The sequence below is a fragment of the Pseudoalteromonas sp. T1lg10 genome (assembly GCF_002964545.1).
Lineage (GTDB): Bacteria > Pseudomonadota > Gammaproteobacteria > Enterobacterales > Alteromonadaceae > Pseudoalteromonas.
Genome location: NZ_PQBV01000002.1, coordinates 126,092 through 142,025 on the forward strand (window position 1 = coordinate 126,092; position 15,934 = coordinate 142,025).

General features: G+C 50.7%; 12 protein-coding genes. 8 read left to right on the forward strand and 4 right to left on the reverse strand.

The window, feature by feature from the left end; all coding sequences use genetic code 11:
* Positions 1–3: 3 nt before the first annotated feature.
* Both C2M17_RS01985 and C2M17_RS01990 read right to left on the reverse strand, forming a co-directional pair.
* On the reverse strand, positions 4–594 hold the full coding sequence (locus C2M17_RS01985; protein ID WP_105199203.1) for an aminodeoxychorismate/anthranilate synthase component II: 591 nt from the start codon (positions 592–594) through the stop codon (positions 4–6).
* Positions 591–2,186 carry an anthranilate synthase component 1 gene (locus C2M17_RS01990; RefSeq protein ID WP_105199204.1) on the reverse strand — a complete coding sequence of 532 codons (1,596 nt, stop codon included), beginning with the start codon at positions 2,184–2,186 and terminating at the stop codon, positions 591–593. The genes C2M17_RS01985 and C2M17_RS01990 overlap by 4 nt, the downstream gene beginning before the upstream one ends.
* Positions 2,187–2,706: 520 nt before the next feature.
* Here C2M17_RS01990 and rnm point away from each other — a divergent pair.
* The 5 genes from rnm (at position 2,707) to rluB (ending at position 6,512) form a co-directional block, all read left to right on the forward strand.
* The gene (gene rnm, locus C2M17_RS01995) at positions 2,707–3,546 is read left to right on the forward strand and encodes an RNase RNM (protein ID WP_105199205.1); all 840 of its coding nucleotides are present in this window, start codon (positions 2,707–2,709) and stop codon (positions 3,544–3,546) included.
* Between the two features lie 19 nt (positions 3,547–3,565).
* Entirely contained in the window at positions 3,566–4,186 is a 621-nt protein-coding gene (locus C2M17_RS02000; protein ID WP_105199206.1) for an L-threonylcarbamoyladenylate synthase, read from the forward strand.
* Entirely contained in the window at positions 4,183–4,965 is a 783-nt protein-coding gene (locus C2M17_RS02005) for a segregation/condensation protein A (RefSeq protein ID WP_105199207.1), read from the forward strand. The genes C2M17_RS02000 and C2M17_RS02005 overlap by 4 nt, the downstream gene beginning before the upstream one ends.
* Before the next feature lie 90 nt (positions 4,966–5,055).
* On the forward strand, positions 5,056–5,643 hold the full coding sequence (gene scpB, locus C2M17_RS02010; protein ID WP_105199208.1) for an SMC-Scp complex subunit ScpB: 588 nt from the start codon (positions 5,056–5,058) through the stop codon (positions 5,641–5,643).
* Positions 5,643–6,512: a 23S rRNA pseudouridine(2605) synthase RluB gene (gene rluB, locus C2M17_RS02015; protein ID WP_105199209.1), complete on the forward strand. Its 870-nt coding sequence runs from the start codon at positions 5,643–5,645 to the stop codon at positions 6,510–6,512. The genes scpB and rluB overlap by 1 nt, the downstream gene beginning before the upstream one ends.
* 75 nt (positions 6,513–6,587) lie before the next feature.
* Here the strand turns inward: rluB and C2M17_RS02020 are convergent, their stop codons facing one another.
* Complete coding sequence (locus C2M17_RS02020) at positions 6,588–7,334, reverse strand: YciK family oxidoreductase (RefSeq protein ID WP_105199210.1); 747 nt, start codon at positions 7,332–7,334, stop codon at positions 6,588–6,590.
* Positions 7,335–7,531: 197 nt separating this feature from the next.
* Here C2M17_RS02020 and C2M17_RS02025 point away from each other — a divergent pair, with 197 nt between their 5' ends.
* Positions 7,532–9,955, forward strand: coding sequence for a VolA/Pla-1 family phospholipase (locus C2M17_RS02025; RefSeq protein ID WP_105199211.1), 2,424 nt, complete (start codon positions 7,532–7,534; stop codon positions 9,953–9,955).
* A 102-nt stretch (positions 9,956–10,057) separates the two neighbouring features.
* Positions 10,058–11,074 carry a protease SohB gene (sohB, locus tag C2M17_RS02030; RefSeq protein WP_105199212.1) on the forward strand — a complete coding sequence of 339 codons (1,017 nt, stop codon included), beginning with the start codon at positions 10,058–10,060 and terminating at the stop codon, positions 11,072–11,074.
* Positions 11,075–11,148: 74 nt separating this feature from the next.
* Here sohB and C2M17_RS02035 read toward each other — a convergent pair whose 3' ends face one another.
* The gene (locus tag C2M17_RS02035; RefSeq protein WP_105199213.1) at positions 11,149–12,483 is read right to left on the reverse strand and encodes a dicarboxylate/amino acid:cation symporter; all 1,335 of its coding nucleotides are present in this window, start codon (positions 12,481–12,483) and stop codon (positions 11,149–11,151) included.
* 692 nt (positions 12,484–13,175) lie between these two features.
* On the opposite strand from C2M17_RS02035, the gene topA reads away from it, so the two are divergent.
* Positions 13,176–15,827, forward strand: a complete 2,652-nt coding sequence (gene topA, locus C2M17_RS02040) for a type I DNA topoisomerase (protein ID WP_105199214.1) — start codon at positions 13,176–13,178, stop codon at positions 15,825–15,827.
* The last annotated feature ends 107 nt before the right edge of the window (positions 15,828–15,934 follow it).

The following is a 15,934-nucleotide window of genomic DNA, read 5'->3' on the forward strand; positions in this document are numbered from 1 at the left end:
GGCTTACTCCTTAGCGGTCAAATAGTCTAGGCTTTGGCGCAGTAATTGGGCGCCATTGGTCGTGAGGATCGACTCCGGGTGGAATTGATACCCGAGCACCTTATCCTGCGCCTGGCAAATGGCCATGGTCATGCCGTCGTACTCGGCGATCACTTCAAGCTGGGTCGGTACGCTGGTTGCCACCAAGGAGTGATAACGGGCCACCACCAGAGTATCGTCAAAGCCGCTAAACGCCGGATGTGGTGCCAAGGAAATAGCCGATGACTTACCGTGTACCGTTTCCTTGGCGTGACCGACAGTGCCGCCATAGGCCTGAGTCAATGCCTGCTGGCCAAGGCAAATGCCAAGTATGGGAAAGTGACCACGGCACAGCTCAATTAAAGCCATCAGGCAACCGGCATCGCTTGGCGCACCAGGGCCGGGAGAGAGCACCAGCACCACGGGCTGGGTTTCGGCGCACATGCGCTGATAAATGCTCTGGGCATCGACGGTATTGCGATACACCACCAGGTCTTGTCCTAGCTGGGCAAACTCATCTACCAGGTTATAACTGAATGAGTCGATATTATCTAAGAAGTAAATCTTATATTTCATGCCCTTGTCTCCTTTCCGCGAGCAGATTGACTAGCCGCAATAGCGCTTAGCACGGCACTGGCCTTGGCACGGGTTTCATCCGCTTCGCTTTGTGGGTCTGAGTCAAACACCACGCCGGCACCAGCTTGGACATGGGCATAGCCGTCTTTTACAAAGGCACTGCGAATGACGATACAGGAGTCCATGGAGCCATCGCCGGTAAGGTAACCAACGGCACCGCCATAACTGCCACGGCGTTTTTGCTCTACCTCACGAATAAGACGGGCGGCGCTGACTTTGGGGGCGCCGACCAGGGTGCCCATATTCATGCAGGCCTGATAGGCGTGCAGGGCATCTAAATCATCCTTTAATTGACCGACAACGCGCGATACCAGGTGCATCACATGAGAATAGCGGTCGACCTTAAGCAGCTCCTTAACATAACGGGTGCCGGCCTTGCTGATGCGGGCGACATCGTTACGAGCCAAATCAACCAGCATAATATGCTCGGCGCGTTCCTTGGCATCATCACGAAGATCCAGCTCGATACGTGAGTCGAGGTCGAGATTGATACTGCCATCGGCGTTTTTGCCACGTGGGCGGGTACCGGCAATAGGGTAGACCTCAACCTGGTTGCTGCTGGCGCAATATTTCAGTGCTGACTCAGGCGAAGCGCCAAACAGGCTGAAATCCTGATCGCGCAGGTAAAACATATAAGGGCTGGGGTTTTGCTGCTTTAATGTGGCATAGGCGGCCAGCGGCTCAGTGCAGGGCAGGGTAAAGGTGCGCGAAGGCACGACCTGGAAAATATCGCCATCGATAATATGCTGCTGCAATTGCCTAACCTGGGCCATAAAGCGGGCATCGTCAATATCGACCTGAGCCTGGCTTGGCGATAAGGGATTTGTTGTACTCGCTAGCGTGAATTCGTTCAGGTCGTCACAGAGCGCATTTAGGCGCTCAACCTGTTGTCCAACCTCAAAACAATTGGCATGAACCTCGGGGCCATTAAAGACATTGCCGATAATTTCTGTGCTTTGTTGTTGATGGTCAATCACCACCAGGGTTTCTGCCAGATAAAAAACATAGTCGGGACAGGTGTTTTCCTTGGTGGGCACGCTGGGTAAAGCCTCCGCGTTGGCGACCATGTCATAACCCATTACGCCACCGAGAAATACCGAGAAGGGGTTGTCACCGTTGCTGTCGATACGCTCAATACATTGTCTTAGGGTATCAAAAGCGTTAGCGGCCTTGAGTTTGGCATGCTCATCAAGGTTTTGGTTAACACTTGGGTAGCAAATATTCAGGGTGTCATTTTGCAACTCGGTGCTGGCATCGCTTAGGTGTTGCTGCAAATAAGGCAGTAGCTGGGCACCATTATTGGACAAGGCCTGAACCTGCACCTGGTTGCCATTGCACTCGATGCGCAGCGCCGCATCGACCAGCACCAGGCTTTTTAAATTGGCTTTGGAGTCGATTTCCGCCGATTCCAGCAATAAGGCATTGCTCTTGTCCAGCTTGGCAAACAGGCTTAGCGCCGACGGAATATAATCCCGTCGCAAACTAATGCTGGTCACTTGCCCGGCGGTCGTCGAGATGTGACTAAATATCATAAAAAAGGTCCTCATTCCCTTTTGTTTTAACCGATTTGTTCGGTTTTAAACGCTACATAATAAAAAACCCGCTGACTTAAGGATAAGCAGCGGGTTTGAAAATTGCTCAGCCATGATCAGGCCCACCCGCTAGTTCGAGTGCCACCACCAAATCATCATGTGTTTAGACTGAGTAAAAATCATTGTTATTTACCAAATTTAGTTACAAAAAAACCCGCGACATGAGCGGGTTTGTTATCAGTTCTGTGCTGGCTACAGCCACGACTAATCCCACCCGCTAGTTCGAGTGCCACCACCAAGTGATATGAATTAGTTTTGCTGAGCGCATATTTATTTCTTTTTGAACCGAAAAATTATGCCAGTTAGTAAAACTTACCTCGGCATCAGAGTCAACCCCAAGGGGCATAAAAGTGCAAAGAAAACTTTGCTGGCCTTGGCAATGACATAAGTTGCCCCTAGGCGCCGGATAAAATGGTACACTGGCAGGGATTTAACAAAAGACCACAATGGGATAACCGCGTTGAAGTATGATCTCCACAGCCACAGTCAATTTTCCGATGGCAAGTTAAGCGTTGCTGAGCTTGTGCAGCGCGCCGCAGATAAGGGCGTGGATGTCTTGGCCCTGACCGATCATGACACTTTGGCGGGCATTGCACCGGCGCAGGCCGCCATCAGCGAGTTGAACCTGCCGCTGACCTTAGTGCCTGGGGTTGAAATATCCACCCGCTGGCATAGTTTTGAAATTCATATTGTTGGTCTGCAGGTCGATACTGAAAACGAAGAGCTTAACGAATTGCTAGGTCAACAGCAGCAAAAACGCAGAGAACGTGCGCTTAAAATTGGTGAACGTCTGGATAAAGCTGGTTTTGAAAACACCCATGAGCAGGCCTTGGCGCTCGCTGAAAAAGCCCAGGTAACCCGCGCCCATTTTGCCCGTGTGCTGGTGGCCCAGGGCGCCGCAAAAACCATGCAAGGCGTGTTTAAAAAGTACCTCAGCCGAGGTAACACCGGCTATGTGCCAAGCACCTGGTGTGATATGGGCACGGCTATCGACGCTATTCACAGCGCCGGTGGTCAGGCGGTGTTGGCGCACCCCGGGCGTTACAAGATGTCGAATAAATGGCTGCGCAAGCTCATTGGCGAGTTTAGTGGCCTAGGCGGCGATGCCATGGAAGTAGCACAAACCCAGCAGGCGCCGTGTGAGCGGCAGTTTTTAGGCCAGCTGGCGCGTGAAAATGGACTGCTAGGTTCACAGGGTTCAGATTTCCATTTCCCTTTACCTTACATAGAATTAGGAAAGAACCTATACTTACCAAAAGACTGTGATGGCGTATGGCAACGCTGGCAGTCACAGTCATAAAACAATACCAAGGACAGCCATGAGTCAGTTTTTCCATATCCATCCGCAAAACCCGCAGCGTCGCCTCATTCAGCAGGCGGTAGACATTATCCGCCAAGGTGGGGTGGTGGTCTACCCAACCGACTCGGGCTATGCCATCGGCTGCCAACTGGGTGAAAAGCAAGCCCAGGAGCGCATCACCCGCATTCGCGGCATCGAAAAGCACCATAATTTCACCCTGATATGTCGTGATTTATCTGAGCTTGCCACCTATGCCCGGGTCGATAACCAGATGTTCCGCTTGATTAAAAACAATACCCCGGGGCCCTATACCTTTATTTTAAAAGGTACCAAAGAAGTACCGCGCCGGGTCCTCAATGAGAAAAAGAAAACCATAGGCATTCGCGTCAGCGACCATCCTATCAGCCAGGCTTTATTGGAAGAGCTGGATGCGCCCTTGATGAGTTGCTCGCTAATTTTACCAGGTGAGCAGTTTACCGAGTCAGATCCGGATGAAATCCGCCTGCGTTTGGAAAAACAGGTAGACGTGATTATTCACGGCGGCTATTTAAGCGAGCAGGCCACGACTGTGATCGATATGTCCGAAGACGATATCGAGGTGCTGCGCATAGGCTGTGGTGACCCAAGTCCATTTCAATGACAGAGCAAGTCGTACCCCAGCAACAAAAGTTGCCTCTGGCCTTTATCCGCGGCGAAGCCGTGATAGAAAAGCCGGAGGACTTGTATATTCCTCCCGATGCCTTAGAGGTGGTACTGGAAACCTTTGAAGGTCCCCTCGACTTACTTTTATATCTGATCAAAAAGCATAAGCTCGATGTGCTGGAGCTTTCTGTGTTTAGCATCACAGAACAATATATGAAGTATGTAGAGATGATGCGCGAGTTTCAGCTTGAACTGGCGGGGGAATACCTGGTGATGGCGGCGCTGTTGGCGCAAATTAAGTCGCGACTGTTGTTACCGGTGCACCAGGAGTTGGGGGAAGACGAAGAAGACCCCAGAGCCGAGCTGGTGCGCCGTCTGCAGGAATACGAGCAATTTAAAAAGGCGGCAGAGCGTCTCGACGAAATTCCGCGCCTTGAGCGGGATATCTTTACCGCTCATGCCCTGGTTGACGAGCAGGCCAAGCCCGAGCCGCTGTTCCCCGATGTCTCCATGCAGGATTTGATGCTGGCCCTGAGTGATGTGATGGCGCGGGCAAAAACCTTTGAGCATCATCATATTAGTCCAGAGCACTTATCTACTCGCCAGCGCATGAGTGATATTCTCACGCGGCTGCAACAGGCGCCGGGTTACCTCGACTTTCATGCCTTATTTACCGTATCCGAGGGCCGTGCCGGTGTTGTCGTCACCTTTATTGCCATTTTAGAGCTGACCAAAGAAGGGCTGATCTTGTGTCAGCGGCCACGAGCGAGTCTTTGATCCATGTGCGCCTAAAACCACAAGAGGCATGAAGCGCTTTGCCTTCGGGCCCGGCTCTGCCATAATAGCCGCTGCGACGGAGGTGCAGTCATGAGCAGCAGACGTATTAGTGATGAGCAACTGGTCGAGCTTATTGAAGCGGCTATTTTTGTATCACCACAACCACTGACAAAAAAACAACTAAAAGAAACCCTACTCAGTGATATCAGCGTGGCGCCCAAGCGCCTGAACCAGGCACTGGAAAGCATAGAAGAGCATTATCAAACCCGCGGCATTCGTCTGGTTAAGGTGGGCTCGGGCTATCGTTTTCAGGCCTGTAGCAGTCTCAGCCCCTGGCTAAGTCAGCTGTTTGTGGAGCGTGCCCCCAAGTATTCGCGGGCGCTGATGGAGACCTTGTCACTTATCGCCTATCGCCAGCCCATTACCCGGGGTGAGATTGAGCAGGTACGCGGTGTGACCGTGGCCAGTAATATTATCAAAACCCTGCAGGAGCGGGGCTGGGTAAAGGTGGTAGGCCATAAAGAGGTACCGGGAAGACCGGCCTTGTATGCCACCACCAATGAATTTTTAGACTATTTTTCTTTATCTGGCCTTGAGCAGTTACCGCCCTTACCGGCGCAGCAACACAGCCAGATAGAAAAACTATTACATGATCCTTCTGTGAGAGAACCATCTTAATGAGTGAAAAGTTACAAAAAGTGTTAGCCCGTGCCGGTGTTGGCTCCCGTCGTGAGATGGAAAAGTACATCGAAGGGAACCGTGTCAGTGTTGACGGCAAGGTGGCGCGTTTGGGCGACCGAGTTGAAGTAAACCAGGTGATCCGTGTTGACGGCCATATCGTCAAGATTGAGCAGCCGGCGGAGCGTATTTGTCGAGTGATCATGTACCATAAGCCGGAAGGCGAGTTGTGTACCCGTAAAGATCCTGAAGGCCGCCGCACCGTATTTGACCGCCTGCCGCGTATCGACGGCGATCGCTGGATTGCCATCGGTCGTTTGGATATCAATACCTCGGGCCTGTTGTTGTTTACCAATGACGGGGAACTGGCTAACCGCCTGATGCACCCCAGCTATGAAATCGAGCGTGAATACTCGGTACGTGTCTTCGGCGAAGTCACCAATGACACCTTGAAAACCCTGACCAAGGGCGTCGAGCTCGATGACGGCCCGGCACGCTTTCATACCATCAAGCCCATGGGTGGTGAAGGGATCAACAAGTGGTTTAATGTGACCCTGAGTGAAGGCCGTAACCGTGAGGTACGCCGTATGTGGCAATCACAGGGCGTGGAAGTATCCCGTCTTATTCGTGTACGCTACGGTGAGCTGGATCTGAATAAACGTTTGCCTCAGGGTGGCTGGGAAGAGCTGGAGCTGGGTCGCGTCAACTACCTACGTAAGAGTGTTGGCCTGCGCCCGGAAAAGCAAACCAAGTTGACCGTAGAGCAGCTGCAGCCTAAGCGTAAGGATAAGCGCGCTCAGGTGAACCGTATTCGTAAGGCAGTGAAAAAGCACAACCAACGTGTGCAGCAGCAAAAGAAACGCAGATAGTCACTGCGAAACAGCCAATAAAAAACGCCGTGTAATACGGCGTTTTTTATGTCTAAGCCAAATTAAATTATTAGCTTACTTTTTTGTTTGCGCATCCAGCGACTGACCATTTACCTCGATTGAGTCATCGCTCATCAGGTACAGGTAGGTCGGCATCAAATCTTCTGGCGTCGCCAGTTTATCTCTGTCTTCACCGGGGAAGGCGCTGGCACGCATGCTGGTGCGGGTGGCACCTGGGTTAATACAGTTGATGCGGATGTTGGTTTTACCCACTTCTTTTGACCAGGTTTGCATCATGCCTTCGGTGGCGAATTTAGAGATAGAGTAGGCACCCCAAAATTCACGACCCTCGCGGCCTACACCCGATGAGGTAAAGATAATAGATGCATGCGGCGCCTTGCGTAGCACAGGGAACATGGCCTTGGTTAACAGCGCTTGGGCGGTGACGTTAACCTTCATAATGCTTTCAAAGGTCGATGAGCAGAAGTGCTCAAGGGGACCTAGAGAGCCGAGGATGCTGGCATTGTTCAACAGGCCATCAAGCTTGCCGAATTGCTGCTCTATGGTGGCGGCTAAGTCGCGATAGTTTTGCTTGGTTGCACCTTTTAAATCCAAAGGTACAATCGCAGGCTGTGGGTAACCGGCGGCAACGATTTCATCGTACACGGCCTCAAGTTTTTTGGTGGTTTTACCCAGCAAGATCACTGTCGCACCGTGCTTGGCGTAAGTCAGGGCGGCAACACGGCCGATGCCGTCGCCGGCTCCGGTAACAAGTATAGTTTTTTGGTCTAGTGCATTCGCACTTGCATTGTAGTTTTGCATCAGTAGCACCTAGCGCATGATTTTTGCTGGATTTTACCACAGTCAATAAACAAGTAAGTGATTTATTACAAATTTAAGTAGCGAAACGTACCTGTTTACGATAAGTTAAACTGGTCTAATGTGTCATTAACGATTTTCTATCATTTTGATTAACATTATTTGCGCAGAACAATAAGAACAGGTTTGGAGCCAACACAATGAAAAAAATGCTACTTTCTCTCGCTGTAGCTTCTGCTCTCGCTGGCTGTGGCAGCGAAGACACGCTCGAAGAAATCAAAACAGAAACCCCAACAGTCATTCCACTATCTACCGTGGTTTTTGACCCAAGTAACGGCGCTGTGTCGGTTCCCAACGACCTGCTATTTAGCGGCACTCAAGACGGTACTTTAGCTATTCCCGGCGAAGGCGATGATTACAGTAGCCCCCAGTTGGCCCTTGGTGCCTTGGACGGCTGGTCGACGCAAACACCATTTAAAATCGACTTAAAATTCGCAGCCGGCGTAAGCTTAGATCCAACCTCGGCAGCCACCCCGGGTAGCGTGCGTATTTTTGAAGTGGTGATGGGCGCAGATCAAAGCTCGCAAAGCTGTGCTGCCGTGCCCGCTGGTATCGCTTGTGAGTTCGTTAAGGAATTAGGCTTCGGCGTAGATTTTATCACCCAGGGCAGTGGTGACGCAGTGGCCGTAGTGCCGTTGAAACCTTTCACGCAAGGCCGCTCTTACATCACGGTATTAACAACCAGCCTGAAAGACAGTGAAGGTCGCGCCATCGCGTCTTCGTCAACTTACGCCTTGGCCAGCGGTGAAGAGCCTTTGGTGACGCCAGAGCAAAAATCACTGCAAGCGGTGCTCAACAGCTATGAAAATGTCATTGTTGGCAGCACAGATTTAAGCAAGGACGATATTATTTATTCGGCGGCCATGACCATGCAATCGGCCGGCGAAATCTTGAATACCATTAAGAGTATCCTGGCGGCCTCAATACAAGAGCCAAGCCTGCCGACGCCTGCGGTGCAAATTCCAGAGCAGCCCCTTATTACCGTGGGTCAGGTCTTCGCCATGCAAGGCATGCAAGATGTGCCTGTGATGTTTAACGCGGTCAGTTATGAAAAAGGCAGCGTGCTGCTTCCTAACTATCTAAAGACTCCTGAAGGCACCGAGCTTAGCGATTTAAACGACATTTACTGGCAGGGTGCCTGCGATAATGCCGTTGCGGTGATGGCCCATAGAGCCAATGTCGGTGAAGCTTTCCCTGAACAACCACAAACGACCGAGGATGCCTTATGTCATGCTCTAAGTGGTGGGTTACTGCGCGATCTGGGTCTAGATGATAAGCGTCATCTCACCAAGTACAATAAGATCCCGAAAGTACAAAGCTACGCCAATGTGCCGGTGCAGATCACCAAGCCGAGCGATTTGGCCACCCTAAACGCCATTCGTGGTCAGTTAGGCTTGCCAGCGATGAGCATGCCTGAAGGCGGTTGGCCCGTGGTTATCTTACAACACGGTATTACCCGTCAAAAAGAAGACATGCTGGCATTAACTGGTGCGCTTAGCCTGCAAGGCTTGGCAACCGTGGCCATAGATTTACCGGCGCACGGTGAGCGCGGTATAGACGTTGACCATGATGGTAAAGACGATTTCAATGCCACCACCGGCTCTATCCTGGCCTATATGAACCTGCAATCCCTGTTGGTAGGCCGTGATAATGTACGTCAATCGACGGCGGATCTATTGGGTCTGCGTTTGGCCTTAAACTTCAGTGGCGACCCTGAACTAAACGCCCAAGACGTGAGCCTGGGTGCCATTTCCATGGGCTCTATCGTGTCGCCGTCGTTCTTGGCCACAACCAATACGCCGCTGGCACCTCAGGTAGACCCATTATTCAAGGTACATACCGCAGCGCTGAGCAGTGGTGGTGGCGGTGCCGCCAGCATCCTACTTAATTCCGATACCTTCGGTCCCTTTATCCAGGGGTCGGTATTGTTAGGCGCAGGTAGCGCAGAATCGGCCGCCTTTAGCGCCTTTATGCAAGGCGATGCCTTGGCCAGCTGTGCTCAGTATGTAGAAAACCAAGAAGCCTATGTAACTTGTAGTTATCAGGCCTTCCTGGCTTCACTGCAAGCCACGGGCGACAGTGCCAGTTTGGCGAACATTCAAGGCCTGGTCAGTGAGTTCTCATTTGCGGCGCAGACCATTATTGATGCCGGCGATCCGACCAACTACGCCATGCGTGTCAATGCTCAGGGTACACCTGTACTGACAACCGCTGTAGTGGGTGATGGTACAACAACAAAACCCGATACCGTAGTTCCGGTACAAGTGGCAACCAACCCGATTGCCGGTACCATTCCTTTGTCACTCTTGATGGGCGCAACGGTTGCTACCGAGATGAAAATGACTCCAGAGCCGGCCAGTTACCTGGTACGCTATGCCAAGGGTCACCATGGTTCGCTATTAACCCCAGCTCCAGATCCATCGGCTAGCCTGAGCTCTTCCGCTGAGGAAGATGCGCAAAGCAGCGCCGCGGCTAATGCGGAGATGCAGCGCCAGTTTGCTACATACCTGGCAACTAAAGGTACGGTATTGCCGATTTCAGATGCGTCTGTTATCGCCAAGTAAGCGTATAACCTAGAGATTGAAGCCGTACCCTTAGGGTGCGGCTTTTTTTATGTCGGTACGCTGTGTTACATTGCCTGCATAGTAAATTTAAGAGGAATTTCAGTGGAATACTTGTTTGAATATGGCCTGTTTTTGGCTAAAGCCCTGACCATAGTGGTGGCCATAGGTGTGGTTATTGCTCTTATTGTTGGCGCCGCGGCCAAGCCAAAAACTAAACCCGGCACTTTGGAAGTAGATGATTTATCCGAGCAGATGAAGCAGATAAAGGATGACTTCCTAGACAATACGTTGGATAAAAAAGCGTTAAAGGTACTTAATAAAGAGCGCAAGCAGGCGGCTAAGGAAGAGGCGGACAAAGAGCCCAAGGGGCGGCTTTATGTTATCGACTTTAAAGGCTCTATGGATGCTCATGAAGTTGAGTCCTTGCGCCAGGAAGTGAGCGCCATTATCAGCTTGGCGGATAAGGATAAAGACCAGGTGCTGGTGCGTTTAGAGAGCGGCGGCGGGGTAGTACACGGCTATGGCCTTGGTGCATCGCAATTACAACGTCTTAAAGATGCTGAGATTAAGCTGACCGTGGCCATAGACAAGGTTGCCGCTAGCGGTGGCTATATGATGGCCTGTGTGGCCGATGAAATAATCGCCGCGCCCTTTGCCATCGTCGGCTCTATCGGTGTGATTGCGCAAATCCCTAACTTTAATAAGGTGCTCAAAAAGCACGATATTGACTATGAGCAGATCACCGCGGGTCAATATAAGCGCACCCTGACTCTGTTTGGCGAAAATACCGATGCCGGACGGGAAAAGTTCCGTGAAGAAATAGAGCAAACTCATACTTTATTTAAGCAGTTTGTTGCCGAGCATCGTCCCGCGCTGGATATCGAGCAAGTGGCCACCGGGGAGCATTGGTTTGCCTTGGATGCCCATAACAAGGGTCTGGTGGATAGAATAAGCACCAGTGACGATGAGCTATTAAACCTGGTGAAGGACTACCAAACCTACAAGGTGACCTATAAGCAGAAAAAAGGCCTGGCGGAGAAGGTAGCAAAGAATTTTGCCATCACCATTGAGCAGCTTGGGATGCGCCTTTGGAGTAAGAGCAAAAGTCTTAGGCCTTAATTTTATAGTGTGATAAAAAAGCCTCGCGTGTTGCGAGGCTTTTTTTGTAGATCACAGCCCGTAGGCCTGAGCCATTAGCTCTTAGCCTTGGGGTTGTATTCTTCAAGTTCCTTGGCCGATTCTAAGTCGTTAAACACGGCTTCATCGAGCTGACCTTCGGACTTGGCTACCACACAAGTCACCATACAGTCGCCGGTCACATTAACCGCGGTGCGGGTCATATCCAGCAGGCGGTCAACACCTATGATCAGGGCGATACCTTCTACCGGCAGGCCAACCTGGTTAAGCACCATGGCCAGCATGATCAGACCAACACCGGGTACGCCGGCTGTGCCTACCGAGGCCAGAGTTGCAGTAAGAATAACCATAAGGTAATCGGATAGTGTTAAATCAACCATAAAGACCTGGGCGATAAATACGGTGGCCACACCCTGCATAATGGCGGTGCCATCCATATTAATGGTGGCGCCCAGAGGCACGGTAAAAGAAGCCACAGAGTTGCTGGCGCCCAGCTTCTTGGTTGCCGTCTCAAGGGTAACCGGCATGGTGGCGCTGGAGCTTGAGGTACTAAAGGCAAACAAGCAGGTGTCTTTCATCTGCGCCAGGAATCTAAATGGACTTAGGCCGGTAAAGACTTTGAAGATAACCGAGTAGTTTATTAAACCATGGATGGCCAGAGCCAAAAGCACCACGCCAAAGTATTTGGCCAGGCTCCAGATCAGTGCGATTTCTATGGTGGTAAAGAGTTTTGCCATCAAACAAAATACCCCGTATGGGGCGATGTTCATAAGTAGGGTCACCAGCTTAAGAATCACATTGTTTAGGTCTTCGAAAATTGCGCTTAAGCGCTGTCCCGCTTCGCCGCTAAGGGCCATGGCGACACCAAAGAGTAAAGAAAAGACGATTACTTGCAGCATGTTGCCATTGGCCATGGCATCAATGGGGTTGGTCGGGAACATGCTGATGATCACCTGCGCAAGGGTCGGTGCCTGTTTGGCATCAAAGCTGGCATCATGAGGCAGGGCGATGCCTTCACCTGGGTTAAACAGCAGCGCCAGGGTGATGGCAACGGTAATGGCAATGGCCGTGGTGGCAAGGTACAAAACGATGGACTTGCCGCCCAAACGCCCCAAAGTTTTCGGATCGCTTAAGTTACAGGTACCGCAAACCAGGGACACAAACACCAAGGGCACCACTAACATTTTTAAGCTGGCGATAAAGATTTGTCCGCCGATATGGAACAGGCCATCAACGAAAAATGCTTTAATTGGCAGGGAAAAAAGCCCTAAGTTCAACAGTAATTCTTGTTCACCGCCGAGGATAAATTTGAACAGGAAGCCAACAAATACTCCCAGTCCCATACCCAGCATAATGCGTGTGGTGAGACTTAATGAACCTTGTGAAGACATAAGTAACGATCAACTTCATTATAATAATTTTGCTATAGCCTATCAGCGAACCGGCTTTAATGCAGCGAAAAACGATAACTTTTTATCAATCTGCGCACTAAATAAGCAGGCCGATAACCCTGATTTTGTGGCTCTGAACACGGGATAAACAATCAGTTTTTATGCTTTGGGAGGTAAATGCAGGGTGCGCGGTTGGCAATTTTGTTTTTATTCCTATATATTTGCCCCGCAAAAGGGTCTGTTGACCTTTGCTGTTTGTTTCTGCAGCAGTTTGAGGTGTATTTATACAAGGTAGAGTATGTGTGGTGTAGTTATTCTACATGAGCATGCGATAACACAGTAGAAAGACACTACAAGCGCTGCCCTGTGGGTTCATCTAAACGCCTCCTGCTCTTTGTTGCTCACTATTTACATAGAATAACTAAGCTGCATAGCTCGCGTCGCGATCAGAATGCGTTTAGATTGAACATAAAGTAAACCGCAAAGATAAACAGACCCTAGCCAGTGGCCGCTATTTTACATAATTCGCCTCTGGTTAAAAGCGCAGCAAGCGCTGGTTAAAAAATCACTGATTGGATAAAAGTTTAGTGTTAAAGCTTGTAACAATGGGTGATAGTAGATATACCTATATTTATTCGTGCCCAGGACAAGGGCAGTCATTATATATAAGAGATGGGTCAACTTAGACTATTATGGGCAAATCGCTAGTCATTGTAGAGTCTCCTGCAAAAGCAAAAACAATCAATAAATACCTGGGTAAGGACTTCATCGTTAAGTCCAGCGTTGGTCATGTCCGTGACTTACCTACGTCTGGCTCGGGTAAAGCCAAAGCACCTGCAGGCAAGTCTCCGGCAGAAGTACGTAAAATGGCGCCGGAGGAAAAGGCGGCCTATAAAAAGAAGCGAGACTACCAAAACCTAGTTGCGCGCATGGGCATAGACCCGGAAAAAGGCTGGCAGCCCCATTATGAAATCCTTCCCGGTAAAGAGAAGGTTGTTCAGGAGCTGAAAAAGCTAGCCCAAGATGCCGATGAAATCTATCTCGCAACCGATTTGGATAGAGAAGGGGAAGCCATTGCTTGGCATCTCGAAGAGATTATCGGTGGCGATAAAGATAAGTATAAGCGCGTGGTGTTTAACGAAATCACCAAAAATGCCATTCAACAAGCCTTCTCAGCTCCTGGCGAACTCAACACCGATATGGTGCAGGCGCAGCAAGCCCGCCGCTTTCTCGACCGTGTAGTGGGCTTTATGGTGTCGCCGCTGTTGTGGCAAAAAGTTGCCCGCGGTTTGTCTGCCGGTCGCGTTCAGTCTGTTGCCGTGCGTTTGTTGGTTGAACGCGAGCGCGAGATCAAGGCCTTTATTCCTCAGGAATTCTGGGATATTCACGCCGATGTTAGCGCCAAGAAAGAAGCCCTGCGCCTGTTGGTGAGCAAACAACAAGGTGAAGCATTCAAACCTGTAAATAAAGAACAGGCCGACGCCGCAACGGCACTTTTACAAGATGCCCGTTATGTGGTCAGCGAAGTAGAAGAAAAGCCGAGCAAGAGCCGTCCGAGTGCCCCCTTTATTACCTCGACCATGCAACAGGCAGCCAGTACGCGCCTGGGCTATGGCGTAAAGAAAACCATGATGTTGGCGCAGCGTCTGTACGAAGCCGGTTATATCACCTATATGCGTACCGACTCGACCAACCTGTCGCAAGACGCGATAAACATGTGTCGCGACTATGTTAACGACAAGTTTGGTGCTAATTATCTGCCGGAAACCGCCAATATTTACAGCGCTAAGGGCAATGCCCAGGAAGCGCACGAAGCTATTCGTCCTTCCGATGTCAATATACTTTCAGGTCATGTAGAAGGCGTCGACGCCGATGCCAAGAAGCTGTATGAACTGATCTGGCGCCAGTTTGTGGCCTGTCAGATGGTACCGGCGCAATACGATTTAACCACCATTCGCGTAGAAGCCGGTGACTTTGAGCTTAAAGCCAAGGGCCGAGTGATGCGTTTTGACGGTTGGACGCGAGTGCAGCCAGCGGTACGTAAGAAAAACGAAGAAGAGCAGGCGCTACCGGCATTAAAAGTCGGTGATGAACTGTCCTTGGTTGAGCTTGACCCGCAGCAGCACTTTACCAAGCCGCCGGCGCGTTTTAGCGAAGCGAGTCTGGTTAAAGAGCTTGAAAAGCGTGGCATTGGTCGTCCTTCTACCTATGCGGCCATTATCAGTACCATTCAGGATCGCGGCTATGTGCGTGTTGAAAACCGTCGCTTCTTTGCCGAGAAAATGGGTGAAATCGTCACCGATCGTCTGCTTGAGAATTTCACCGAGTTGATGAACTATGACTTTACCGCCAAAATGGAAGAACGTCTGGATGATATCGCCGAGGGCGAGCGTCAGTGGACTCAGGTACTGGATAACTTCTACGCCGACTTTAGCAGCCAGCTGAGCATTGCCGGTGGCGATGAAGCCGAAGGCGGCATGCGCCAAAATCAGATGGTGGAAACCGATATCGATTGTCCGACCTGTGGTCGTAAAATGGGTATTCGTACCGCATCAACCGGCGTGTTCTTGGGTTGTACCGGCTATAACCTGCCGCCGAAGGAGCGTTGTACCACCACCATGAATCTTACCCCAGGTGAGGAAGCGGTGAACGCCGATGAGGTGGAAGACGTAGAAACCTCGACCCTGATGCAGATGAAGCGCTGTCCTAAGTGCGAAACGGCGATGGACTCTTACCTTATCGATGAAAACCGTAAACTGCATGTCTGTGGTAATAACCCGGGTTGTAGCGGCTATCTTATTGAACAGGGTCAGTTTAAGCTTAAGGGTTATGATGGTCCCATTATCGAGTGCGATAAATGTGGCAGCGATATGGAGCTGAAAAACGGCCGCTTCGGTAAATACTTCGGCTGTACCAATGAAGAATGTAAAAACACTCGCAAGCTGTTGAAAAATGGTGAGCCGGCGCCACCAAAAGAAGATCCTGTGCACCTGCCGGAACTAGAGTGTGAGAAATCGGACGCCTACTTTGTGTTACGTGACGGCGCTGCAGGTATTTTCCTTGCCGCTTCGACCTTCCCGAAATCAAGGGAAACACGAGCGCCTAAAGTGGAAGAGCTGCGACGCTTCCGTGACCGAATTTCACCGAAATTCTATTACCTTGCCGACGCGCCTAGTGAGGACTCGGATGGTAACCCGGCGATAGTCCGCTTTAGCCGCAAAACCAAGTCTCAGTATGTGATGACAGAGGTAGATGGTAAGGCCACGGGCTGGAAGGCAACCTATGAGCATGGCAAATGGGTGGTGGAAGAAAAGCAAAAAGCCGCTGCTAAAAAGGCCAAATAGGGCTCGCAGTAAGTCCATCTAACTCGCTATAAAAAAAGCCGCTCTGGATTCCAGGCGGCTTTTATTTTCCCCTAGGCTTATAGCAAGCGTTTGAACGCGCGTGCTAT

Excerpts from the sequence above, each read along its gene's own strand:
- C2M17_RS02000 (WP_105199206.1), top strand. The coding sequence starts at position 3,566 with ATGAGTCAGTTTTTCCATATCCATCCGCAAAACCCGCAGCGTCGCCTC.
- C2M17_RS02020 (WP_105199210.1), bottom strand. The coding sequence starts at position 7,334 with ATGCAAAACTACAATGCAAGTGCGAATGCACTAGACCAAAAAACTATA.
- C2M17_RS01985 (WP_105199203.1), bottom strand. The coding sequence starts at position 594 with ATGAAATATAAGATTTACTTCTTAGATAATATCGACTCATTCAGTTAT.
- C2M17_RS02005 (WP_105199207.1), top strand. The coding sequence starts at position 4,183 with ATGACAGAGCAAGTCGTACCCCAGCAACAAAAGTTGCCTCTGGCCTTT.
- rluB (WP_105199209.1), top strand. The coding sequence starts at position 5,643 with ATGAGTGAAAAGTTACAAAAAGTGTTAGCCCGTGCCGGTGTTGGCTCC.
- scpB (WP_105199208.1), top strand. The coding sequence starts at position 5,056 with ATGAGCAGCAGACGTATTAGTGATGAGCAACTGGTCGAGCTTATTGAA.
- C2M17_RS01990 (WP_105199204.1), bottom strand. The coding sequence starts at position 2,186 with ATGATATTTAGTCACATCTCGACGACCGCCGGGCAAGTGACCAGCATT.
- C2M17_RS02035 (WP_105199213.1), bottom strand. The coding sequence starts at position 12,483 with ATGTCTTCACAAGGTTCATTAAGTCTCACCACACGCATTATGCTGGGT.
- topA (WP_105199214.1), top strand. The coding sequence starts at position 13,176 with ATGGGCAAATCGCTAGTCATTGTAGAGTCTCCTGCAAAAGCAAAAACA.
- C2M17_RS02025 (WP_105199211.1), top strand. The coding sequence starts at position 7,532 with ATGAAAAAAATGCTACTTTCTCTCGCTGTAGCTTCTGCTCTCGCTGGC.